Source organism: Kitasatospora sp. NPDC038210 (genome assembly GCF_055600605.1).
Genome location: NZ_JBVJYK010000005.1, coordinates 460,145 through 482,306, shown reverse-complemented (window position 1 = coordinate 482,306; position 22,162 = coordinate 460,145). Strand labels below are relative to the sequence as shown.

The window sequence follows — 22,162 nt, the reverse complement described above, 5'->3', positions numbered from 1 at the left end:
TCAGATGCGCTCGACGATGGTGGCGATGCCCATGCCGCCGCCCACGCAGAGGGTGACCAGGCCGTAGCGCAGGTCGCGCCGCTCCAGCTCGTCGATCACGGTGCCGAGCAGCATCGCGCCGGTGGCGCCGAGCGGGTGGCCGAGGGCGATCGCGCCGCCGTTGACGTTCACCTGGTCGTGGCGGAAGCCGAGTTCGCGGACGAAGCGGAGCGCGACGGCGGCGAAGGCCTCGTTGATCTCGACCAGGTCGATGTCGGCGGCGGTGAGCCCGGCCTTGGCGAGCGCCTTGTGGGTGGCCGGGGCGGGGCCGGTGAGCATGATGGTCGGCTCGGAGCCGGAGACGGCGGCGGAGACGATCCGGGCGCGCGGGCGCAGCCCGTACCGCTCGCCGACCTCGCGGTTGCCGATGGCGACGAGGGCGGCGCCGTCCACGATGCCGGAGGAGTTGCCCGCGTGGTGGACGTGGTCGATGGCCTCCACCCAGTGGTACTTCTGCAGGGCGACGGCGTCGAAGCCGCCGGCTTCGCCGATCTGGGCGAAGGAGGGCTTGAGGCCGGCCAGGGTCTCGACGGTGGTGCCGGGGCGGATGAACTCGTCGCGCTCCAGCACGACCAGGCCGTTGCGGTCGCGCACCGGGACGACCGAGCGGTCGAACAGGCCGTCCGCCTGGGCCTTGGCGGCGCGGGCCTGGGACTCGGCGGCGAAGGCGTCCACGTCGGTGCGGGAGAGGCCCTCGATGGTGGCGATCAGGTCGGCGCCGATGCCCTGCGGGACGAAGTTGGTCTCGTAGGCGGTCATCGGGTCGGCGAACCAGGCGCCGCCGTCGGAGGCCATCCTGACCCGGGACATCGACTCCACGCCGCCGGCGAGGATGAGGTCCTCCCAGCCCGAACGGACCTTGGCGGCGGCCAGGTTGACGGCTTCCAGGCCGGAGGCGCAGAAGCGGTTCTCCTGGACGCCGGCGACGGTGTCGGGCAGGCCGGCCGCGACGGCGGCGATCCGGGCGATGTCGGAGCCCTGGTCGCCGATCGGGCTGACCACGCCGAGCACGATGTCGTCGATCGCGGCCGGGTCCAACCCGGGGAAACGGCGGCGCAGTTCGTGGATCAGGCCGACGACGAGGTCGATCGGCTTGGTGCCGTGCAGCGAGCCGTTGGCCTTGCCCCGGCCGCGCGGGGTGCGGATCGCGTCGTAGACGTACGCTTCGGTGGTCACGATGGGATTTGCCTTTCGGGGCGGGGGGCTTGGCAGGTCAGCCGAGGACGGAGCGGCCCACGATCTCCTTCATGATCTCGGTGGTGCCGCCGTAGATGGTCTGGATGCGGCCGTCGGTGAACGCCCGGGCGACCGGGAACTCGCTCATGTACCCGTAGCCGCCGTGCAGTTGGAGGCACCGGTCGGCGGTGCGCTTCTGCAGTTCGGTGGCCCACCACTTGGCCATCGAGGCGTCGGCCGGGGTGAGCGCGTAGCGGTTGTGCTCGGTGATGCAGCGGTCGACGAAGGTCCGGGTGACGGCACACTCGGTGGCCAGTTCGGCGATCTCGAACCGGACGTGCTGCAGCTTGGCGAGCGGCCGGCCGAAGGCCTCGCGCTGCTTGACGTAGTCCGTGGTGATCTCGACCAGGTACTCGGCGCCGGCGATCGCCGAGGCCGCGATGGTGAGCCGTTCCTGGGCGAGGTTCTGCATCAGGTGGACGAAGCCGCCGTTGAGCTCGCCGAGCAGGTTCTCCTTCGGCACCCGGACGTCCTCGAAGAACAACTCGGCGGTGTCCTGGGCCTTCTGGCCGATCTTGTCGAGGTTGCGGCCGCGCTCGAAGCCGGGCGTGCCGCGTTCGACGACCAGCAGGCTCAGGCCGCGCGAGCCGCCCTCGGGGGTGGTGCGGGCCACCACGACGACCAGGTCCGCGAGGATCCCGTTGGAGATGAAGGTCTTGGCGCCGTTGAGCAGGAAGTGGTCGCCCCGGTCGACCGCCTGGGTGCGGATGCCCTGCAGGTCGGAGCCGGCGCCGGGCTCGGTCATCGCGATCGCGGTGACCAGCTCGCCGGAGCAGAAGCCGGGCAGCCAGCGGCGCTTCTGCTCCTCGGTGGCGAGCGAGGTCAGGTAGGGGCCGATGATGTCGTTGTGCAGCCCGATCGCCAGCCCGGAGGCGCCGGCCCGGGCGAACTCCTCGGCCAGCACGGCGGCGTAGCGGAAGTCCGGGGTGCCACCGCCGCCGAACTCCTCGGGGACGGCGATGCCGAGCAGGCCCTGCCGGCCGGCCGCGAGCCAGGCGGACCGGTCGACGATGCCCGCCTTCTCCCAGCGGTCGTAGTGCGGCAGCACCTCCTTGGCGAGGAACGCCTTGACGGTGGCCCGGAAGTCGTCGTGCTGCTCGGTGAAGATCTCGCGCTGCAACGCTACTCTCCTTGCTCTGCTACGGAGTCGGGGGCCGACGGGCCGAGTGACGGCACGCCCCAGTCGCGGGCCACCTCGGCGGTGTCCGCGCCGGGTCGGGCCGGCGGGCGGCGCAGCGCGCCGGGGGTGGCGGAGAAGCGGGGGGCGGGGGCCGGCTGGGTGACGCCGCCCGCCTCGACGTACGTCCCGCGGGCCGACAGGTGTGCGTCCGCCGCTGCCTGACGCATCGTCAGCACGGGTTCCACGCAGGCGTCGGAGCCGGCGAAGACGGCCTCCCACTCGGCCCTGGTCCGGGTGGCGAAGCGGGTGGCGATCAGGGCGCGCAGCTCGGGCCAGCGGGCGAGGTCGTGCTGGCCGGGCGCGTCCGGGCCAAGCTCCAGCAGCCGGGCGAACTCGGCGTAGAAGCGCGGCTCCAGCGCGCCGACGGCCAGGTGTCCGCCGTCCGCCGCCCGGTAGACCGCGTAGAACGGGGCGCCGCCGTCGAGCAGGTTGACACCCCGGCGGTCCTGCCAGTGCCCGGCCGCGAGCAGGCCCCACAGCATGCTGCCGAGGTGCGCCGCGCCGTCCACGATCGCCGCGTCCACCACCTGGCCGGCGCCGGTGGCCCGGGCGTGGTGCAGCGCGGCGAGCAGGCCGACGACCAGGTAGAGCGAGCCGCCCGCGTAGTCGCCGAGCAGGTTGGCCGGGATGCCCGGCGCCTCCTCGGCACCGCCCGGCGCGGCCACCATCCCCAGCACCCCGGCGACCGCCGCGTACCCGAGGTCGTGCCCGGCGGTCGCGGCCCGGGGGCCGTGCTGGCCCCAGCCGGTCATCCGCCCGTACACCAGCGCCGGATTGCGCGCGAGGCAGTCCCGGGGCCCGACCCCGAGCCGCTCCGCGACGCCCGGCCGGTAGCCCTCGATCAGCAGGTCGGCCCGCTCCACCAGGTCCAGCACCAGCCCGGGGCCCCCGGGCGACTTCAGGTCGACCAGCACCGAGCGCTTGTTGCGGTTGCTGAGGTCGTGGGCCGGGTCCGTCCCCAGCGGCGACGGTTCCGGCCGGTCCACCCGCACCACGTCCGCGCCGAGGTCCCCCAGCAGCATCGCCGCGAACGGCCCCGGTCCGATCCCGGCGAGCTCCACCACCCGCACGCCCGCCAACGGGCCGCCCGAGCCCGGTGCACCGCTTGAGTCACGCACTGGCCGCAGAACCCTTCGGGGTTTGACAGTAAAGCTGTAACACTCGCGATGATAGGCAAGCGACCCGCCGGTAACAAGACCTCCGCGCCGGTCCGCACCGCCCCGGGGCCCACCCGGAAATTGGCCCGGCGCCCGTAGGTGTAATGGCCTAGTCTGCGTTGCATCGATTACGAAGGACGCGAAGAACCACGGGGGAAGCGCCATGACCGTCACCGATCGGACCTCCACCGACCGGCCCGCCGACGCCCGCACGGTCGTCGCCGTCTCCGAGCGGCTGGTGCTCACCCGCCCGCAGGAGGGCGACGCCGAGGCCATGTTCGCCGTGCACGGGGACCCGGAGACCAACCGGTACAACCCGCACGGGCCGCAGCGGGACCTCGCGCAGGCCCGGGAGGAGTTGGACGGCTTCGTGGCGGACTGGGTGCGGGACGGCGTCGGGTACTGCGCCGTGTCGACGCGGGACGAGCCGGAGGTGATCATCGGCTTCGCCGGGCTGTACCTGCACACGTTGGACGGGGAGCGGGTGTTCAACCTCTACTACCGGTTCCGGCCGTCCGCCTGGGGCAAGGGCTACGCGGCGGAGGCCGCACGGGCGGCGATGGCGCAGGGGCGCCCGCGGTTCCCCGGGATCCCGGTCGTCGCGCTGATCCGGGCCGACAACCTGCCCTCCCGCCGGCTCGCCGAACGGCTCGGACTGGTGGCCGACCCGGACGGCCGGGTCGACGCCGAGGACCGGCTGATCCACCGGATGGACTGAGCCGGATGAACTGAGCCGGACATCCCCCGCCGGGGGGAGCGGGATCACGCCCCGGGCGGAGGACGGGGAGCCGGTCCCGGCGCGATCGTGGGGGCATGAGGATCAACGAGACCGTCGTACGGGCCGGGGCCGCGTGGACGGCGGTGGCGGCGACGGGGCCGTACCTGACGCTCAAGCTGCTCTGGCTGACCGGCCATCCGGTGGGGTCGGACGACCCCGCCGGGATGGACCGGCTCTGGCTGCTGAACCTGCTCACCTTCGGGATGGACGCGATCGCCGTCGCCCTGGCGCTGGCCTTCGTCCGGCCGTGGGGGCGGCGGGCCCCGGCCGGGCTGGTGGCGTTCCCAATGTGGGTGGCGACCGGGCTGCTCGGCACCCTCCTCGTGGCGCTTCCGCTGTCCCTGCTGAGCACCCTGGTGCTGGGCCCGGAGCACGGCACCGCGCCGGACGACGAGGGCCTCGGCAGCTGGGTCTTCGTCGTCGTGTACGGCGGGTTCGCGGTGCAGGGCCTCGCGCTGATCACCGCCTTCGCCCTGTACGCCCGGCGGCGGTGGGCCGGGCTGCTCGCGGACCGGATCGGCGACCTGCCGCGCTCCCCCACGCTGGCCGTGCAACGCACCCTCGCCTGCGTCGCCGCGCTGCTCGCCGCCGGTGTCGCGGCGGCCCGGACGTACTGGTCGCTCGGCGGCACCGCCGGGGTGCCGGCCGCGATGGCGCAGGAGCGGAACCGGGGCGTGGCGGTGATGGACGGGGTGACCGCCGTGATGGCGGTCGCCGCCGCGGCGGCCCTGCTGGTGGTGGTCTTCCGGGTCCGGCCGCGGCGGCGGCTGCTCGGTCCGCTGCTGGTGGCCTGGACGGCGGCCGGCTCGCTGTTCGGCTGGGGCAGCTGGCAGCTGGTGGCCTTCGGGGCGACGACGACCCGGGTGACCGAGCTGCGGATGGCGGTGCCCGGGCTGATGCCGCTGGTGCAGGCCGGCCAGGTGGTGACCGCGGTGCTGATGCTGGCCGTCGGGGCGGTCGCGCTGACCGAACGGGGAGCCCGGGCGGGCGCCCCTGACGTAGAGTCACCCAGGTGATCACGGGGGCGGGCACGCGGTTGCGGCGTGCGGCGGGGGCGGTGGTCGGGCGGCGGGCCCGGCTGCGCTGGGTGCACCTGGTACTGGGCGGCGCGCTGCTGATGCCGTACTGGCTGCTGTCGGTGGTGCTGCTCGGGGCGCTCAACCCCGAACAGGGCAACGCCCGGCAGGCGCTGCTGCAGTTCCTCTCGCTGTTCACCTCGCTGCCGATGGCCGCCGTCACCGCGCTGGTTCCCACGGTCCGGGGGCTGGAGGGCGCGGCCGCCCGGGCGCTGTGCACGGCCGAACGGTCCGAGGAACTGGCCACCGGCCCGGCCCGCACCTGGCCGGCCCGGTGGCGCACCGCGCTCTGGTACGTGCTGCACGTGTTCTTCGGCGGGGTGGTCGCAGGGATGACGCTGGCCGGGGTGCCGTTCGCCGTGGTGCTGATGTTCTCCTTCGGCGGGGCCGAGGACATCGCCCGCTTCTGGGAGGACCGCTTCCCCGGCTGGATGTTCACCGGCCCCACCCTCGGCCTCGCCGTCCTGCTGCTGGTCCTGCTCACCAACGCCGGCTGCGGAGCCCTGCTCGCCCGCTGGGCGCCCGCCCTGCTCGGCCCGACCCCGGAGGAGCGGCTCGCCGCCGTCGAGCGCCGGGCCACCGTGCTCGCCCAACGAAACCGGCTGGCGCGCGAGTTGCACGACTCGGTCGGGCACGCGCTGAGCGCCGTCGGCATCCAGGCCTCGGCGGCCGCCCGGGTGCTGCGGACCAACCCCGACTTCGCCGCCGAGGCGCTGCAGGCGATCGAGGAGACCGCGCGGGCGGCCGTCAGCGAACTCGACACCGTGCTCGGCCTGCTGCGCGAGGAGGACCCCGAGGCCGCCGGACCGGCCGGGCCCACCCTCGCCGGGCTGGACGACCTGCTGCGCCAACTCGCCCGCACCGGGGTGACGGTGGACGCCGACCTGGCCCCCGGCCTGGCCGCCCTGCCGGCCCCGGTCTCCCGCGAGGCCTACCGGATCGTGCAGGAGGGCCTGACCAACGTGCTGCGGCACGCCGGACCGGCCCCGGCCGGGCTGCGGGTCGGGCTGGCCGCCGGCCGGCTGGAGATCGAACTGACCAACCCGCTGGGCCCCGCCCGTCCGAGCCGACCCGGCGGCGGGCGCGGGCTGCGCGGGATCGGGGAGCGCGCGGCCGCCCTGCGGGGCGGCAGCACGGTGGGGCCGAGCACGGACGGCACGACGTGGCGGCTGGCCGTGTGGCTGCCGGTGGGAGGGACCGCATGACGAACGACGGGAACGGCATGGGCAGCGGCACGGACGGCCTGACGGACGGCGGCACGGAAAGCGTGACGGGCGGCGGCGTGGGCGGCAGCACCGACGGCATCCGGGTGGTGATCGCCGACGACGAACGGCTGGTCCGGATGGGTCTGCGGGTGGTGATCGACGCCGAGCCGGACCTCACCGTGGTCGGCGAGGCAGCCGACGGCGCGGAGGTCGTCCCGCTGGTGCGCGAGCTGCGGCCGGACGTCGTGCTGATGGACGTCCGGATGCCCGGCATCAACGGGATCCGGGCCACCGAGCAGCTGGTCGGCGGGATGGCCGAGCCGCCGAGGATCCTGGTGGTCACCACCTTCGAGCACGACGACCACGTGTACGACGCGCTGCGCGCGGGCGCGGCCGGGTTCCTGCTGAAGCGGGCCCGGGCCGAGGAGATGGTGCAGGCGGTACGGCTGGTCGCACGCGGGGACTCGCTGCTCTTCCCGGCGGCCGTCCGTGAACTCGCGGTGCGGCACGGCAACGACCGCCGGCGGGAGGCCGGCGCCGACCGGGGGCCGATCGGGCGGCTGACCGAACGGGAGGGGCAGGTGCTGCGGCTGATGGCCACCGGGCTCAACAACGGCGAGATCGCCGCCCGGCTGGTCGTGAGCCAGGAGACGGTGAAGACGCACGTCGGCAGCGTGCTCGCCAAGCTCGGCGCGCGGGACCGCACCCAGGCGGTCATCGCGGCGTACGAGTCGGGGTTCGTGCTGCCGGGCTGAACACCCGCAGGCGGGCGCGGGAGCCCACCGGAGGTCCGCGGGGATCGCACACGGGTTCCACCCCGCCGGTACCGGCGAGTAGAGTGCGACCTTCCCCTCAGCCGTCCGATACCTCCCGTATCGCCTGAAACGAACTGGTGGCCGCATGACAGTCCGGACCCGACCCGCGCTGTGGTGGCGCATGGGAATCGTGCTCTCGGCAGGCCTCGGCCTGACCCTCGGAACGGCACCGCTGGTGTACTTCACCGTGCAGAGCAACGTGATCGTGCTCGGCTACTTCATCGGCGCGGTGTACTGGATGGACCGGCGCGGCACCGTGGACGCGCCCGCGCCCCGGCTGCGCGGCGCAGCCACGCTGTACATCCTGATCACCGGGCTGGTCTCGCACGTCCTGCTGCAGCACGGCGCCAACCCGCTGCCCGGCCTGGTCGGCGGGCCGGACCGGCTGGCGAACTGGTCGTCCTTCTTCCTGCACTACGTGACGCCGGTGATGGTGATCGTCGACTGGCTGGTCCTGAAGCCGCGCAACGCGGCGGCCTGGAAGGACATACCGCTCTGGCTGGCCTTCCCGCTCGGCTACGCGGCGATCGTGCTCACCCGCAACGCGCTGTTCGACGACTACCCGCTGCCCTACCCGTACTTCTTCTTCGACCCGACCACCAAGGGCTACGGCTACGTCTGGGGGCAGATCGCCCAGCTGACCGTCGAGTTCGTCGTGCTCGCCGCCCTCGTCGTCGGGCTGGACCGGCTCGGGACACTGGTCGCGGGCAGACTGCGCCCCGCGCCTCAGCCGTAGCGCCGGGACGCGGCACCGGGGGCCGAACCAGGGTCGGCACCCGGAGCGACCGCCCGCGCGTCTCACGCCGCGGGCGCGTCCTCCGGGAGCGGGGCGTCGGACTCCGCCCGGTCCGCCCTCCAGAACGCCACCGCGTGGTCCACGAAGGCCCGCCGCTGCTGCTCCCGCACGCTGAGGTCGTGGATGTACGCCTTCACGCTCTTGCCGTCCGCGGCGGCGGCCTCGCGGATCGCGGCGAGCTCGTGCTCCGTGTACTCGATGGTGAGCGCAGGCATGCCGCCGATCGTACTGCAGCGCACGGCAGTTGGGGCTGTGCCAGACGGTTTTCCACCCGCCGTCAAAACGCCTCGGAACCGGCTCCGCACCCCGGTGGTCACTCCCGACGCGCCGGCCGTGCTCGGGGACTCCGCCCTGAGCACGGCCCGCCCGCCGGGTGCTCGCCGGGGACGCCCGAGCCGACCAGGACGCCCAGCAGCAGCGTTGGCGGCCGCAGCGGTCCCCGCTACATCGGATCCACCGCCCGCAGGTCACCGTCCAGCTCCAGCCACCTGGTCACGCCCAGGCCGCGCAGGAACGGCAGGTCGTGGCTGGCCACGATCAGCGCGCCCCGGTAGGCGGCCAGCGCCTGGGTGAGCTGGCGGACGCTGGCGAGGTCCAGGTTGTTGGTCGGCTCGTCGAGCAGCAGCAGCTGCGGCGGCGGGTCGGCCAGCAGCAGGGCGGCCAGGGTCGCGCGGAACCGCTCGCCGCCGGAGAGGGTGGCGGCCGGCTGGTCTGCCCTGGCGCCGCGGAACAGGAACCGGGCGAGCCGGGCGCGGATCGCGTTGTCCCCCGCGGCGGGGGCGAACAGCTTGACGTTCTCCACCACGCTGAGCTTCTCGTCCAGCAGGTCGAGCCGCTGCGGGAGGTGCCGCAGCGACACCGGAGCGGTGATCTGCCCCTCCAGCGGGGCGAGTTCGCCCGCGATGGTGCGCAGCAGGGTGGACTTGCCGGCCCCGTTGCGGCCGACCAGGGCGATCCGCTCCGGCCCGCGCAGGTCGAGCTCGGCGGTGATGCCGTGCGGCAGCCGGACCTTCTGCAGGGTGAGCACCGTGCGCCCGGCCGGGACTTCGGTGCGCGGCAGGTCGATCCGGATCTCGGCGTCGTCCCGGACGGCCTCCTCGGCCTCGGTGAGCCGCGCCCTGGCCTCCTCCAGCCGCTCGGTGTGCATGCCCTGGAGCCGGCCCGCCGTCTCCTGGCCCTTGCGCTTGAGCATGCCCCGGAAGATGTGCGGGTCGTTGCGGGTGACCGAGCGCTTCTTGCCGTACGCGGCGCTGCGGTCCAGCCGGGACCGGGCGTCGACCAGGTCCCGCTTCTGGCGCTGGACGTCGGCCTCGGCGCTGCGCAGCAGCCGCTCGGCCGTCTCCTGCTGGGCGGCGAGGGTGCGCTCGTAGGCGTCGAAGTTGCCGCCGTACCAGGTGACTTCGCCGCCCCGGAGGTCGGCGATCTGGTCGACGTGCTGCAGCAGCTCGCGGTCGTGGCTGACGATCAGCATCACGCCGTGCCAGCCGGCCACCGTCTCGTAGAGCCGCTCGCGGGCGGCCCGGTCGAGGTTGTTGGTGGGCTCGTCCAGCAGCAGGACGTCGGGCCGGGCCATCAGCAGGGCGGCCAGTCGCAGCAGCACCGCCTCGCCGCCGGAGAGTTCGCCGGTGGTGCGGTCGAGGCCGAGGCGGCGCAGGCCGAGCCGGTCGAGCGTGGCGCGGGCGCGCTCCTCGACGTCCCAGTCGTCGCCGACGGCGTCGAAGTGCCGCTGGTCGGTGTCGCCGGACTCGATGGCGTGCAGGGCCTCGCGGGCGGCCCGGATGCCGAGCGCCTCGTCCACCCGCAGGGAGGTGTCGAGCGTCAGGCCCTGGGGCAGGTAGCCGAGTTCGCCGTCGACCCGGACGGTGCCGCCGGTCGGAGTGAGGTCGCCGGCGATCAGCCGCAGCAGGGTGGACTTGCCGGCGCCGTTGAGCCCGATCAGACCGGTGCGGCCGGGGCCGACGGCGAGGTGGAAGCCGCTCAGGACGGGCTTGCCGTCGGGCCAGTCGAACGCGAGGTCGGTGCAGAGGACGGCGGTGGTGGGTTGTGCCATGGAGGCCTCCCGAAGGTGGTTGCCGAAGGGGTGATGAGCAACACGGGGAGACACCGCGGGTGCGGGGACCGGTACGGCCGGCGGGGACGAGAAGGGGTGGCGTCACACCGACGATCGCCGCGGATCACAGAGGATCACGGAGCATCGATCGTGGGGGATCGCGGATCGCCACCGGGCCGTGACTGAGGTCGTACACTCGCGCACCACGCGGCAACAGTGCCTGCGCGGCGGGGCGGTGTCCCGGAGCCTCAGTAGATCAACGGCCTACTCCTTGTCTGGTTGGCGACCCGGACCACGCTAGGCACGCCACGGGACGCGTGCAACCGGTTTTCCGGGCCCGACGGAGGCTCCGTGCCGATCCCGTAGCGATCCGGTGACAGCTTCGTCCCGGTCGGGGGTGGGTGCAAGGAGATCCTCATCCGCATGGCAGACTCCTCACCTGCCATACACGCGGCCCCGGGCCGCGCCCGAGGAGAAGGGCCGTATGGCGGAAGTCAACAGGGGGATTTGAACTCATGTCACCGATATCCCGGCCGAGCCGTGCCGTCCTGGGTGCCTCCGTCGCCGCGCTGACCATGGTGGTCGCGACCGCGTGCGGACCGGACAACAGCGACCCGGTGACCGGAGCCCAGACCACGGCTCCCTCGGTCGCGGCCAGCGCCTCCGGCAAGCCGGGCGCGGCGCCGATCAAGCTTCCGACGCTCGACGAGCTGAAGACCTGGAAGCTTGAGGACTGGGACAAGTGGGCCCAGGCGAACGTCATCACCCCGGCGGTCAAGGGCTACTGGACCCTGCAGAAGCTGCTGAACGCCAAGCCGAAGCCGCTGCCGCAGGCCCCGGCCCAGGACCCGACGCAGGCGCCCGCCCAGCCGACCGCGCAGCCCACCAGCGCCGCCCCGGCCCAGCCCACCGCCGCGCAGCCGCCGACCGGCCCGGACCAGATGCCCGCCGTGGTCCCGGCGAAGCCCGTCGCGCACCCGTTCCCGAAGAACATGCACGTCAACGGCAAGATCTTCTTCAAGGACGGCGACGAGGACTACGTGTGCTCCGGCACCGTCGTCTCCGACCCGGCCAACCCGGGCAAGAGCAACCTGGTGTGGACCGCGAGCCACTGCCTGCACGGCGGCAAGGGCAACAAGTACTACACCGACATCACCTTCGCCCCGGCCTTCAACAGCAACGGCGTGCTGAGCAACGGCAACAAGCAGAAGTCCAAGCTGGACGACGCCGAGCCGTACGGCGAGTGGGGCGCGACCGCCGGCATGGTCTCCCCGCAGTGGACCGGCGAGGCCGACCCGGAGCACGGCGGCCCGTGGAGCCAGTACGACTTCGGCATCATCAAGGTCGCCAACCCCGACCCGAACGGCAAGTCGCTGGAGGAGACCGTCGGCGGCTCGGTGCCGCTGTGGTTCAACGCCCCGCGCGACCAGATCGCCTCCGTCGCCAACTACGGCTTCCCGGAGGGCAAGCCCTTCGACGGCGTCGAGCTGGAGCACTGCGACGGCGGCAAGCCGTCCAAGAAGACCGGCGACCCGAGCCGCCCGGCGATGCTGCTGATCGGCTGCAACATGACCGGCGGCAGCAGCGGCGGCGGCTGGTTCGCGACCAAGGACGGCAAGCCGGCCCTGGTCAGCGACACCTCCATCGGCAACGGCGCGAACACCTACGAGGCCGGTCCGTACCTGGAGGACGTGGCCCAGCACATGTTCGAGTACTTCTCGAAGAAGGCCAAGTGATCCACGGGGGATGATCCCCACCGGTCCCGGGGGCCGCGGCTGCCACAGCCGCGGCCCCCGGGCTTTTTCCGTGTCGGCCCCGCTCCTCCTACAATCGGCCCCATCATGAGCGCGACACTCGTAGTCAAGGACCTCAGCGCCGGCCACGGCGAACGCACCCTCTTCTCCGGCCTGGACCTGGTCATCGCCCCCGGCGACGTGATCGGCCTGGTCGGCGTGAACGGCGCCGGAAAGTCGACCCTGCTGCGGCTGCTGGCGGGCCTGGACACCCCCGAGGGCGGCTCGCTGCGGCTGAGCCCGGCCAGTGCCAACGTCGGCCACCTCCCGCAGGAGCCGGAGCGGCGCGAGGGCGAGTCGGTGCGAGCGTTCCTGGCCCGCCGCACCGGCGTGGCGGCCGCCCAGGCCGCGCTGGACGAGGCCACCGAGGGCCTGGTCGAGGGCCGGGCAGGCGCCGACGACGCGTACGCGGTGAGCCTGGACCGCTGGCTGGACCTCGGCGGCGCCGACCTGGAGGAGCGGGCCGAGGAGGTCGCCGACTCGCTCGGGCTGAAGGTCTCGCTCGACCTGCCGATGACCGCGCTCTCCGGCGGCCAGGCCGCCCGGGCCGGCCTCGCCTCGCTGCTGCTCTCCCGCTACGACGTCTTCCTGCTCGACGAGCCCACCAACGACCTCGACCTGGACGGCCTGGAGCGGCTGGAGTCCTTCGTCAAGGGCCTGCGCGCCGGCACCGTGGTGATCAGCCACGACCGCGAGTTCCTGGCCCGCACCGTGACCAAGGTGCTGGAGCTGGACCTGCACCAGCAGCAGGTCAACCTGTACGGCGGCGGCTACGAGGCGTACCTGGAGGAGCGGGCGGTGGCCCGTCGGCACGCCCGCGAGGAGTACGAGGAGTACGCCGACACCAAGGCCGGGCTGGAGGCCCGCGCCCGGATGCAGCGCGGCTGGATGGAGCACGGCGTGCGCAACGCCCGCCGCAAGTCCTCCGACAACGACAAGATGGGGCGCGCGATGCGCGCCGAGTCCACCGAGAAGCAGGCCTCCAAGGCACGCCAGACCCAGCGGATGATCGAGCGCCTGGACGTGGTCGAGGAGCCGCGCAAGGAGTGGGAGCTGCGGATGGAGATCGCCACCGCGCCGCGCTCCGGCTCGGTGGTCGCCACCCTCAACGGGGCCACGGTGCGCCGCGGCGACTTCGCCTTCGGCCCGGTGGACCTGCAGATCGACTGGGCCGACCGGGTCGCCATCACCGGCGCCAACGGCGCGGGCAAGTCCACGCTGCTGGCCGCCCTGCTCGGCCGGCTCGAACTCGACGGCGGCGGCGCCTCGTTGGGCTCCGGCGTGGTGGTCGGCGAGGTCGACCAGGCCCGCGGACTGTTCCTCGGCGGGGAGCCGCTGGTGGAGGCCTTCTCCACCGCCGTGCCGGAGCTCTCGCCGGAGGACGTGCGCACCCTGCTGGCCAAGTTCGGCCTCAAGGCCGTGCACGTGCTGCGCCCGGCCGACACCCTCTCCCCCGGCGAGCGCACCCGGGCCGCGCTGGCCCTGCTGCAGGCCCGCGGGGTCAACCTGCTGGTCCTGGACGAGCCCACCAACCACCTGGACCTGGCCGCGATCGAGCAGCTGGAGTCCGCGCTCGGCTCGTACACCGGCACCCTGCTGCTGGTGACGCACGACCGGCGGATGCTGGACACCGTCGCGGTGAACCGGCGGATCGAGGTCCGGGACGGTCGGGTGCACGAGCTGTAACCCGCGCCCGGCCGATGGCGACCCCTCCGGAATTGGTCTCTACCTCTTCCCGGAGGGGTCGTCATGTGCTGTGCTGTCGGCCATGGTTGACAGTGCAGACCGCGCGGAGAGCGCCGTGGCGGGGACGCCCCACCCGACCGTCCCCCTCACCCCCATGACGGTCCCGGCCCACGAGGCCGAGGCCCGCAGCAGGTCCTTCCACGAGGTGATGGCCCGGCGCCGCACCGTCCGCGACTACGCCACCCGCCCGATCCCGGACGGCGTCCTGGAGTGGGCCGTCCGAACCGCGAGCACCGCGCCCAGCGGCGCACACGTCCAGCCCTGGCGGTTCGTGGTGGTCACCGACCCGGAACGCAAGCGGCGGCTGCGCGAGGCGGCCGAGGCCGAGGAGCGCGAGTTCTACGCCCGCCGGGCGTCGGCGGAGTGGCTGGCCGCGCTGGCGCCGATCGGCACCGACTGGCGCAAGCCGTTCCTGGAGGACGCGCCGGCCGTGATCGTGGTGTTCGAGGTGCACAAGGGGCCCGACTCGCCGCGCCCGTACTACACCAAGGAGTCGGTGGGCATCGCGGTCGGACTGCTGCTGGCCTCGCTGCACCAGGCCGGGCTGGCGACACTGACCCACACGCCGAGCCCGATGAGGTTCCTCAACGAGGTGTGCGGCCGTCCGGCCGAGGAGCGGGCGGCGTACGTGATCCCGGTCGGCTACCCGGCCGAGGGGGCCCGGGTGCCGGACCTGCGGCGCAAGGAGCTCGACGAGGTGATGGTCCGGCTCTGACGCGCCGGGGGCGGCGACCGGGCGCCGAGGACGCGCCCGCACGCCGGGGCGCGGCCCGGCACCGGGCTCCGCGACCGTGCGCGCCCGCCCTCCGGGGGGCCGGGCGGGGGTCGAATGGTGACAGGTCCGGGCCAAGGACATAATCGCCGCCATGAGCCAAGCACAGCCACGGTCCTGCGGCCCGGCACCGACCGGGCAGGCACCGAGCGGGCAGGCACCGGCCGCCGGACGGGCCCGGACTACCGGACCGGGGCGAGCGGCCGGACCGGGGCAGGGGCCCGGACCGGCACCGATCGCGGCGGAGGTGACCGCCGGGCGGCCGCCCGAGCTGCTGCGGCTGCCCGGCGGCCTCTGGCTGCGCCGCCGTCGCAGTACCCACGCGGTGGCGCTGAACCGGGCCGTCCGCGCCAACCTGGACCACCTGCGCCCCTGGCTGGAGTGGGCGGCCGAGGCCCCGACCCGGGCACGGACCGCCGAGCTCACCCGGGCCGGCTCCGCCGCCTGGGAGGCCGGCACCGACTTCATGTACCTGGCCGGCCTGGACGCCGAGCCCGGCGACGTGATCGGCGCCTTCGGCCTGCACGCACGGATCGGCCCCGGCGCGCTGGAGCTCGGGTACTGGGTCGCCGCCGGGCACGTCGGCCGCGGCATCGCCACCGCCGCCACCGGGGCGCTGACCGACGCCGCGCTCGCCCTGCCCGGGATCACCCGGGTGGAGATCCACTGCGACCGGGCGAACGCCGCCAGCGCGGCCGTCCCGCGCAAGCTCGGCTACCGGCTGGAGCGGGTCGCCGCAGCCGCCGTCCGGGCACCCGGCGAGACCGGCCGGCAGCTGGTGTGGGTCAAGGAACGGCCCCGGGCCGACCGGGACACCGACGGGTAGCGCCCGGGCCGGCGGTGCCGCACCCGACCGGCCGGTGCCGCACCGGCCGGTCGGCAGCGCGCGGAGCGGTCAGTAGCGCCCGCCGGTCGGTGCCGGCAGACCGTCCAGCTCGGCGAGGTCGGCCGGCGAGAGCACGACGTCGGCCGCGCCCACGTTGTCCGCCAGGTAGCGCGGCGTCCGGGTGCCCGGGATCGGGAAGACGTACCGGCCCTGCGCCAGCACCCAGGCCAGCGCCACCTGCGCGGGCGTGGTGCCGAGCCGCTCGGCGACCTCCCGGACCTTCGCGACCAGGGCCAGGTTCGCCTTGAGCGCGTCCTGCTGGAAGCGCGGCAGCCGGCGGCGGAAGTCGTCGGCGGGCAGCTCGTCGAAGGAGGAGATGCTGCCGGTCAGGAAGCCGCGGCCGAGCGGGGAGAACGGCAGGAGGGCGATGCCCTGCTCCTCGGTGTACGGCAGGACCTCGGCCAGCGCCTCCCGGGTCCACAGCGACAGTTCGTTCTGCACGGAGGCCACCGGGTGCACCGACTGGGCCCGCCGGATCTCCTCGACGGTCACCTCGGACAGGCCGATGTGCCGGGCCTTGCCCGCCGCCACGATCTCGGCGAACGCGCCCCAGGTCTCCTCGATCGGGACCTCCGGGTCGACCCGGTGGAGCTGGTAGAGGTCGACGTGGTCGGTGCCCAGGCGGCGCAGGCTCTCGTCGATGGAGCGGCGCACGTGCTCGGGCCGGCCGTTGCGCTCCATCTGGCCCTCGCCGCCCGGGACGATGCCCACCTTGGTGGCCAGGAAGGCGCGTTCCCGGTACGGGCCGGCCAGCGCCGCACCGATGACCTCCTCGTTGGTGTACGGGCCGTACATGTCGGCGGTGTCGATCAGGCCGACGCCGAGGTCCAGCGCCTGCCGGATCACCCGGACGGAGTTCTCGTCGTCCCGGTTCTGCACGTCGTAGGCCCAGGTCATGCCCATGCAGCCGAGACCGATGACGCCGATCTCCGGGCCGTTGGTACCGAACGTGGCGTTGCGCATGACGGTGCTCCCATCGTGGTTCGTGTGCTGGTTCGCGCGGTTCGCACGGCGGTTCGCGCGCTCCGCCCGGTTGCGTGGGGCGGTTCGCGCGCCCCGGCCGGTTCGCGCGGCGGTTCGCGGGTTCGCGTGCTGGTCGGCGCGGTGATGCGTGATCAACGCCTTCAGCATTCACCTTGGAGTGCACTCAAGGTCAAGTCCGTTCCGATCCACTCACGGAACCCGCCCGCCAGGACCAGCTCCGCCAGCCGCCCGTACCCGCCCGCGCCCGGGTGAGCGCCGTCCGCCGCCCCGGCCTCGGACACCCACACCGGATCGGCCGCCAGCGTCTCGGTGACGTCGACGAACGGGACCCCGAACGCGGCGCAGGTCGCGGCCAGTTGCGGAACGAGGCCGCGCAGCCGGTCCAGGTGCGCCGCTCCGTCGCAGACCACGGGCGGCGGGCCGACCACCAGCGTGCCGAGGCCGAGTGCGCGGGCGCCGCCGAGCAGGGCGGCGAGGTTGTCGAGCGTCCCGAGCGGCGGCACGCGTGGCGCGCCGTCCTCCTCCGTCGCGTCGTTGGCGCCGACCGAGACCACCAGCCGGTTGTCCGCGCCGGGAGCGGTCCTCGCCTCGACCTCGGCCTGCCAGCGGCGCCGCACCTGTGCCGAAGTGTCGCGCCTGACCCCGAGGTTGAACGCGGTGGCGCCCGGCGCGGCCGCCTGCAGCACCCGGCCGACCCAGCCGCGGAACTCCGGGTCGCCGAGGCCCTGGACGAAGGAGTCGCCGAGGAAGCAGATCCGCGGACCGTCGAAGCCTGTTCGTATGGTCATCGGCCCACCGTAGGGGTGCGAGCGGGGCGCACGCTTCCGGTTTCACCACCGGGCGGAGCGAGCCGGCCGTCGACGGCGCGAGCTTCGTCCCCGGACTTTCCACCGGGCCACCACGGGTGACGCTGCGCCAAACCGGCGCGCAGGCGCCCGCCCACGGATCTCCCGCACCACCGGGCGCCGCCCGTCCGGCCTTGGCAGGACTCACCGCGACGGTCGACGCTCTGTGCACAGCCGATCATCGGTTCGTCGGTCCATCACCAGGCTCGTCAGTTCACAACCGATTGGGGACCAACCCATGCAGCTCTCGCGCACCCGTGCCGCCACCGTCGCCCTGCTCGCGGCCACCGCCACCGCACTCGCCGTCCCGGCCCAGGCCGCCGGCGGGACCCGCGCGCTCAGCCGCTTCGACGACGGCAGCTTCGAGTCGCCCAAGGCCCCGGCGGGCTCCTTCACGAACCTGGCCACCGGTCAGACCATCGGTCCGTGGCGGATCATCGCCGGGAACATCGACCTGATCGGCGCCGGCTTCTGGCAGGCCGCCGAGGGCGACCAGTCGGTCGACCTCAACGGCGGCACCGGCGGCACCATCGCCCAGACCTTCACCACCACCCCCGGCACCACCTACTCGGTGACGTACGCGCTGGCCGCCAACCCCGCGGGCGGACCGGCCGTGAAGACCGGCAGGGCGCTGATCGACGGCCAGGACTTCCAGGACTTCTCCTTCGACTCCACCGGCAAGACCATGGCCGCGATGGGCTACGTGGGGCGGCAGTTCAGCTTCGTCGCACAGAACTCCTCCACCACCCTGACCTTCACCAGCACCGTGGCGGGGGCGTACGGGCCGGTGCTCGACGACGTGCAGGTGAAGGAGTGCAAGCCGTGCTGCAGCTGACCGGCCGTGGCCCGGAGCGCCACCCGACCGGCCTCCGCGAGTCGCCTCCTTAACCCTCCCTAAAACCTGCCCTCGGCGAGGCGTCCGGTGCGGGGAAGTGCTTGACGTGCACAGCTGGTCTAGTCCAGTTTGATGCTCAGCACCGCGCTCCCCCACCGGACCACCCCAGGCCGCCGCCCGCCCGTGTCTCCCCCCTCGCGGCGCGGGCGGCCACCACGTCCCGAGAGGCACCCCCATGCCCAGCGCGCCCCAGCACGCCCCCACGCACCGCCGCCCCGCCCGCCGGACCACCCTGCTGAGCCTCGTCACCGCCACCGCACTGGCCGCCGGCGGCCTGGCCGTCCTCGCCGGCAACGCCGGCGCCGCCGACGGCAACCTGCTCGCCAACGGCGGCCTGGAGAGCGGCGCGCTCAGCCCCTGGACCTGTTCCGCCGGAACCGGGAGCATCGCCGGCAGCGGTGCGCACGGCGGGACGTACGCACTGAAGGGGGCCGCGAGCGCGAGCGACACCGCGCAGTGCAGCCAGACCGTCAGCGTCCTGCCGAACACCCGGTACAGCCTGAGCGCCTGGGTGCAGGGCCGGTACGTCTACCTCGGCGCCACCGGCAGCGGCGTCACCGACCCGGCCACCTGGACCCCGGGCGGCGCCGACTGGCAGCAGCTGTCCACCGGCTTCACCACCGGGCCGGCCACCACCAGCGTCACCGTCTACCTGCACGGCTGGTACGGGCAGGGCGGCTACCTCGCCGACGACATCGCGCTGACCGGCCCCGGCGGCACCCCGACCACCCCGCCGCCCGGTTCGGGCACGCCGACCCCGACCGGTACGGCCACCGGCACCCCGACCGGCGGCCCGAGCACCCCGCCGCCGAACGTCGCGCTGCCGGTCGCCCCCTACATCGACATGGGCGCCTGGCCCACCCCCTCCATGCCCGCCCTCGCCAAGGCCGGCAACCTCAAGGGCTACACGATGGGCTTCGTCACCGGCGTCGGCTGCAAGGCCAGCTGGTTCAACGCCTACGACCCGCGCACCGGCTGGGCCGAGGACCAGGTCGACGCCCTGCGCGCGGCGGGCGGCGACGTCAAGGTCTCCTTCGGCGGCGCCAGCGGCACCGAACTCGCCGCCGCCTGCACCTCGGTGGACTCGCTGTTCGCCGAGTACGACGCCGTGGTGAAGGCCTACGGCCTGCGCTACGTCGACTTCGACATCGAGGGCGCCGCGATCGCCGACACCGCCGCCAACGACCGCCGCTCCGCCGCGCTCGCCAAGCTGCAGCAGGCCCACCCCGGCCTCAAGGTCTCCTTCACCCTGCCGGTGCTGCCCGAGGGCCTGACCGCCGAGGGCGTCGCCATCGTCAAGTCGGCCCGCGACGCCGGGGTCGACACCGACCTGGTCAACATCATGGCGATGGACTACTACCGGAGCGGGACGGACTACGGCAACGCCGCCGTCCAGGCCGCCCAGTCGCTGTTCGGCCAGCTCAAGGCGCTCTACCCGGCGAAGACCGACGCCCGGCTGTGGGCCATGGTCGGCGTGACCCCGATGATCGGCGAGAACGACGACCACCAGGTCTACAACCAGGCGGACGCCCAGCAGTTGGTGACCTTCGCCCAGCAGAACCACCTCGGCCTGCTCGCCTTCTGGGACGCCACCCGGGACGCCAACGCCTGCACCGGCGGCTCGCTCTCCAAGTGCACCAACATCCCGCAGCAGCCGTACGAGTTCGCGAAGCTCTTCGCCCAGTACACCGGCTGACGGCGGACCGGCCCGCGGACCGCACCCCCTGAGCCCCGGCCCCGGCCGCCACCGCGACCGGGGCCCGGCCCGGGCAGGGTCCGGGCAGGGTCCGGGCAGGGTCCGGGCAGGGTCCGGGCAGGGTCCGGGCAGGGTCCGGGCAGGGTCTGGCCGGAGGAAATTGGCATCTCATCGTCCCGGACCGTCGGCTACTGTCCCTCCCACCTGTACGGCACGAGGGGGCGGACATGACGGTCCGGGACGACCACAACCAGCTCAGCACGAACCATCCGACCAGCGACGCAGCCTTCGCCGCGGGCCTCACCCCCGAGGAACTCGCCGCGTTCAGCCACACCCTCGGCCGGCTGCGGGAACTCCCCGCCCACGACCACACCCGGCTGCACGCCGAACGACAGCTCACCTCCTTCGTCATGGAGAGCCGCAAGCGCCGCCGCCAGGAGGCCCGGGAGGCGCTCCGCCAGGCCGACACCGAGCTGCTCGCCGCCACCGCGACCGGCGGCCGGCACCGCCGCGAGGACGCGCCGCTCGCCCCGGCGCGCGGGCCGGTCGGCGAGCTGTCGATCCCGCGCAAGTGCTACGTCTGCAAACAGGCCTACCGCCAGGTCGACGGCTTCTACCACATGCTCTGCCCGGACTGCTCGGCAGACAACACCGCGCGCCGGGGCCTCAGCACCGACCTGCGCGGGCGTCGCGCCCTGCTCACCGGCGGACGGGTGAAGATCGGCTTCCAGCTCGCGCTGATGATGCTGCGCGACGGCGCCGAGCTGATCGTCACCAGCCGCTTCCCGCAGGACACCGTCCGACGCTTCCGCGCCGCCGAGGGCAGTGAGCACTGGTGGGAGCGCCTCACCGTGGTCGGCATCGACCTCCGCGACCCGCGCCAAGTCATCGGACTGACCGAGCAGTTGCGCGCCGACGGGCGCCCGCTCGACATCCTCGTCAACAACGCCGCCCAGACGCTGCGCCGCCCGCCCGAGTCGTACGCCCTGCTGACCGCCGGCGAGCAGGACGCCCTGCCCACCGCCGACCGCCGGGCGATCAGCCACGCACCCGGCTTCCGGCCCGCCGACGGGTACGCCCGACTCCCCTCCGGCACCGGGTCGTTGATCGGACTCGGCGGCCTGGGGGAACCGGGCGGGCCCGGCCGGCCGGACAACCCGGTCGAGCTGCGCAACCACACCGACGAGGCCGGGCTGCTACCCGACCTAGCCGCCGACAACTCCTGGTCCGCCAGGCTCGGTTCGCTCGATCCGGCGGAGGTCCTGGAAACCCAGCTGGTCAACGCCCTGGCCCCGACCCTGCTCTGCGACCGGCTGCTGCCCCTACTGATGGCCTCGCAGCACCCCGCCCGCTACATCGTCAACGTCACGGCGGTGGAGGGCCGGTTCGCCGTGCGCAACAAGACCGCCCGGCACCCGCACACCAACATGGCCAAGGCCGCGCTCAACATGCTCACCCGCACCAGCGCCGCCGAACTCGCCCCGCAGGGCGTGCACATGTGCGCCGTCGACACCGGCTGGATCACCGACGAGAACCCGGCCCCCAAGAAGGCCCGCCTGGCCGAACGGGGCTTCCGCACGCCGCTCGACATCGTGGACGGCGCGGCCCGCGTCTACGACCCGATCGTGCGGGGCGAGGCGGGACACCCGGTGTCGGGGGTGTTCCTCAAGGACTACCGGGTCGCGGAGTGGTGACGGGCCGGGCCCACCGGCGGCCCGGTGCGGCTGCTCGGGTGTCGTAGCACCCGCACCAGGGGGCGTGGAAGCCCAGGCCGTCCGGGTGGAGCTCGACGGTGAAGCGGTCGGCCTCGTCGGCGTCCTCGGCGTCCTCGGCGTGCTCGTCGTGCTCGTCGTGCTCGTCGTGCTCGTCGTGCTCGTCGTCTTCCTCGATGACGAGGCCGAACAGCACGCCGTCGAACCGGACTTCGAACGGGGCGATCGCGATGCTCCCGTACTCCCGGCCGCGCAGGGCGCCGAGCCACTCCTCCAGCAGCCGCCGGGCCTCGGGCCCGGTGCCCGCGGCCCGGACGGCCGAGTCGAGGTGCCGCCCGGCGGAGTCGAAGCGGTGCAGCACCGCGTACCACTCCGGCCGGTCGGCCGGCCCCGTGACGGAGGCGAAGAACGCGCCGCCCCGCCAGCGGCCGATGGTACGGGTGCGCCCTTCCGGCTCGTACCGGATCGGGATCAGTTCGGGAACGCTCACGGCCGAACCGT

Annotated in this window: 20 protein-coding genes; 12 read left to right on the top strand and 8 right to left on the bottom strand. The window is 73.8% G+C overall.

Annotation, left to right across the window (positions count from 1 at the left end):
- The 3 genes from ACZ7KX_RS13815 to ACZ7KX_RS13805 are packed head-to-tail and all read right to left on the bottom strand — an operon-like array spanning window position 1 to window position 3,582.
- Window positions 1–1,215 (bottom strand): acetyl-CoA C-acetyltransferase, encoded by a 1,215-nt coding sequence (locus ACZ7KX_RS13815; RefSeq protein ID WP_470326616.1) that lies wholly within the window; start codon window positions 1,213–1,215, stop codon window positions 1–3.
- 37 nt (window positions 1,216–1,252) lie between these two features.
- On the bottom strand, window positions 1,253–2,395 hold the full coding sequence (locus ACZ7KX_RS13810; protein WP_470326615.1) for an acyl-CoA dehydrogenase family protein: 1,143 nt from the start codon (window positions 2,393–2,395) through the stop codon (window positions 1,253–1,255).
- Window positions 2,396–2,397: 2 nt separating this feature from the next.
- The gene (locus ACZ7KX_RS13805; protein WP_470326695.1) at window positions 2,398–3,582 is read right to left on the bottom strand and encodes a CaiB/BaiF CoA transferase family protein; all 1,185 of its coding nucleotides are present in this window, start codon (window positions 3,580–3,582) and stop codon (window positions 2,398–2,400) included.
- 193 nt (window positions 3,583–3,775) lie between these two features.
- Here ACZ7KX_RS13805 and ACZ7KX_RS13800 point away from each other — a divergent pair, with 193 nt between their 5' ends.
- The 5 genes from ACZ7KX_RS13800 to ACZ7KX_RS13780 all read left to right on the top strand — a co-directional run bounded on the left by ACZ7KX_RS13800 (window position 3,776) and on the right by ACZ7KX_RS13780 (window position 8,222).
- Window positions 3,776–4,330, top strand: a complete 555-nt coding sequence (locus ACZ7KX_RS13800; protein WP_470326614.1) for a GNAT family N-acetyltransferase — start codon at window positions 3,776–3,778, stop codon at window positions 4,328–4,330.
- A gap of 95 nt (window positions 4,331–4,425) precedes the next feature.
- A complete protein-coding gene (locus ACZ7KX_RS13795; protein ID WP_470326613.1) occupies window positions 4,426–5,406 on the top strand; it encodes a hypothetical protein in 981 nt (326 codons plus the stop codon).
- The gene (locus ACZ7KX_RS13790) at window positions 5,403–6,671 is read left to right on the top strand and encodes a sensor histidine kinase (protein WP_470326612.1); all 1,269 of its coding nucleotides are present in this window, start codon (window positions 5,403–5,405) and stop codon (window positions 6,669–6,671) included. The genes ACZ7KX_RS13795 and ACZ7KX_RS13790 overlap by 4 nt, the downstream gene beginning before the upstream one ends.
- The gene (locus tag ACZ7KX_RS13785) at window positions 6,668–7,426 is read left to right on the top strand and encodes a response regulator transcription factor (protein ID WP_470326611.1); all 759 of its coding nucleotides are present in this window, start codon (window positions 6,668–6,670) and stop codon (window positions 7,424–7,426) included. Before ACZ7KX_RS13790 ends, ACZ7KX_RS13785 begins: the two co-directional genes overlap by 4 nt.
- 145 nt (window positions 7,427–7,571) lie before the next feature.
- Window positions 7,572–8,222, top strand: a complete 651-nt coding sequence (locus ACZ7KX_RS13780) for a Pr6Pr family membrane protein (protein WP_470326610.1) — start codon at window positions 7,572–7,574, stop codon at window positions 8,220–8,222.
- Between the two features lie 62 nt (window positions 8,223–8,284).
- Here the strand turns inward: ACZ7KX_RS13780 and ACZ7KX_RS13775 are convergent, their stop codons facing one another.
- Window positions 8,285–8,497, bottom strand: a complete 213-nt coding sequence (locus ACZ7KX_RS13775) for a hypothetical protein (RefSeq protein WP_470326609.1) — start codon at window positions 8,495–8,497, stop codon at window positions 8,285–8,287.
- Between the two features lie 227 nt (window positions 8,498–8,724).
- Complete coding sequence (locus ACZ7KX_RS13770) at window positions 8,725–10,332, bottom strand: ABC-F family ATP-binding cassette domain-containing protein (protein WP_470326608.1); 1,608 nt, start codon at window positions 10,330–10,332, stop codon at window positions 8,725–8,727.
- Window positions 10,333–10,847: 515 nt separating this feature from the next.
- Between ACZ7KX_RS13770 and ACZ7KX_RS13765 the strand changes: the two genes are divergently transcribed.
- From ACZ7KX_RS13765 to ACZ7KX_RS13750, 4 genes are all read left to right on the top strand, one after another.
- Window positions 10,848–12,068 (top strand): hypothetical protein, encoded by a 1,221-nt coding sequence (locus ACZ7KX_RS13765; RefSeq protein ID WP_396551269.1) that lies wholly within the window; start codon window positions 10,848–10,850, stop codon window positions 12,066–12,068.
- Between the two features lie 105 nt (window positions 12,069–12,173).
- Entirely contained in the window at window positions 12,174–13,811 is a 1,638-nt protein-coding gene (locus ACZ7KX_RS13760) for an ABC-F family ATP-binding cassette domain-containing protein (RefSeq protein WP_470326607.1), read from the top strand.
- Window positions 13,812–13,893: 82 nt separating this feature from the next.
- The gene (locus tag ACZ7KX_RS13755) at window positions 13,894–14,586 is read left to right on the top strand and encodes a nitroreductase family protein (RefSeq protein WP_470326606.1); all 693 of its coding nucleotides are present in this window, start codon (window positions 13,894–13,896) and stop codon (window positions 14,584–14,586) included.
- A gap of 304 nt (window positions 14,587–14,890) precedes the next feature.
- A complete protein-coding gene (locus tag ACZ7KX_RS13750; protein WP_470326605.1) occupies window positions 14,891–15,469 on the top strand; it encodes a GNAT family N-acetyltransferase in 579 nt (192 codons plus the stop codon).
- 69 nt (window positions 15,470–15,538) lie between these two features.
- On the opposite strand, the gene ACZ7KX_RS13745 is transcribed toward ACZ7KX_RS13750, so the two are convergent.
- Window positions 15,539–16,492, bottom strand: a complete 954-nt coding sequence (locus ACZ7KX_RS13745) for an aldo/keto reductase (RefSeq protein WP_470326604.1) — start codon at window positions 16,490–16,492, stop codon at window positions 15,539–15,541.
- A 161-nt stretch (window positions 16,493–16,653) separates the two neighbouring features.
- A complete protein-coding gene (locus ACZ7KX_RS13740) occupies window positions 16,654–17,301 on the bottom strand; it encodes a GDSL-type esterase/lipase family protein (protein ID WP_470326603.1) in 648 nt (215 codons plus the stop codon).
- A gap of 295 nt (window positions 17,302–17,596) precedes the next feature.
- On the opposite strand from ACZ7KX_RS13740, the gene ACZ7KX_RS13735 reads away from it, so the two are divergent.
- The 3 genes from ACZ7KX_RS13735 (at window position 17,597) to ACZ7KX_RS13725 (ending at window position 21,643) form a co-directional block, all read left to right on the top strand.
- Window positions 17,597–18,193: a choice-of-anchor C family protein gene (locus tag ACZ7KX_RS13735; RefSeq protein ID WP_470326602.1), complete on the top strand. Its 597-nt coding sequence runs from the start codon at window positions 17,597–17,599 to the stop codon at window positions 18,191–18,193.
- A gap of 235 nt (window positions 18,194–18,428) precedes the next feature.
- Window positions 18,429–19,949: a carbohydrate binding domain-containing protein gene (locus ACZ7KX_RS13730; protein ID WP_470326601.1), complete on the top strand. Its 1,521-nt coding sequence runs from the start codon at window positions 18,429–18,431 to the stop codon at window positions 19,947–19,949.
- Between the two features lie 227 nt (window positions 19,950–20,176).
- Window positions 20,177–21,643 carry an SDR family oxidoreductase gene (locus ACZ7KX_RS13725; protein ID WP_470326600.1) on the top strand — a complete coding sequence of 489 codons (1,467 nt, stop codon included), beginning with the start codon at window positions 20,177–20,179 and terminating at the stop codon, window positions 21,641–21,643.
- On the opposite strand, the gene ACZ7KX_RS13720 is transcribed toward ACZ7KX_RS13725, so the two are convergent.
- Window positions 21,615–22,151 (bottom strand): hypothetical protein, encoded by a 537-nt coding sequence (locus tag ACZ7KX_RS13720; protein WP_470326599.1) that lies wholly within the window; start codon window positions 22,149–22,151, stop codon window positions 21,615–21,617. The two genes, ACZ7KX_RS13725 and ACZ7KX_RS13720, sit on opposite strands and share 29 nt — an antisense overlap.
- Between the last annotated feature and the right edge of the window lie 11 nt (window positions 22,152–22,162).

Coding starts and splice junctions, on each gene's coding strand:
- ACZ7KX_RS13800 (WP_470326614.1), top strand. CDS start 3,776: ATGACCGTCACCGATCGGACCTCCACCGACCGGCCCGCCGACGCCCGC.
- ACZ7KX_RS13795 (WP_470326613.1), top strand. CDS start 4,426: ATGAGGATCAACGAGACCGTCGTACGGGCCGGGGCCGCGTGGACGGCG.
- ACZ7KX_RS13785 (WP_470326611.1), top strand. CDS start 6,668: ATGACGAACGACGGGAACGGCATGGGCAGCGGCACGGACGGCCTGACG.
- ACZ7KX_RS13780 (WP_470326610.1), top strand. CDS start 7,572: ATGACAGTCCGGACCCGACCCGCGCTGTGGTGGCGCATGGGAATCGTG.
- ACZ7KX_RS13775 (WP_470326609.1), bottom strand. CDS start 8,497: ATGCCTGCGCTCACCATCGAGTACACGGAGCACGAGCTCGCCGCGATC.
- ACZ7KX_RS13770 (WP_470326608.1), bottom strand. CDS start 10,332: ATGGCACAACCCACCACCGCCGTCCTCTGCACCGACCTCGCGTTCGAC.
- ACZ7KX_RS13765 (WP_396551269.1), top strand. CDS start 10,848: ATGTCACCGATATCCCGGCCGAGCCGTGCCGTCCTGGGTGCCTCCGTC.
- ACZ7KX_RS13760 (WP_470326607.1), top strand. CDS start 12,174: ATGAGCGCGACACTCGTAGTCAAGGACCTCAGCGCCGGCCACGGCGAA.
- ACZ7KX_RS13755 (WP_470326606.1), top strand. CDS start 13,894: ATGGTTGACAGTGCAGACCGCGCGGAGAGCGCCGTGGCGGGGACGCCC.
- ACZ7KX_RS13745 (WP_470326604.1), bottom strand. CDS start 16,492: ATGCGCAACGCCACGTTCGGTACCAACGGCCCGGAGATCGGCGTCATC.
- ACZ7KX_RS13740 (WP_470326603.1), bottom strand. CDS start 17,301: ATGACCATACGAACAGGCTTCGACGGTCCGCGGATCTGCTTCCTCGGC.
- ACZ7KX_RS13735 (WP_470326602.1), top strand. CDS start 17,597: ATGCAGCTCTCGCGCACCCGTGCCGCCACCGTCGCCCTGCTCGCGGCC.
- ACZ7KX_RS13730 (WP_470326601.1), top strand. CDS start 18,429: ATGCCCAGCGCGCCCCAGCACGCCCCCACGCACCGCCGCCCCGCCCGC.
- ACZ7KX_RS13725 (WP_470326600.1), top strand. CDS start 20,177: ATGACGGTCCGGGACGACCACAACCAGCTCAGCACGAACCATCCGACC.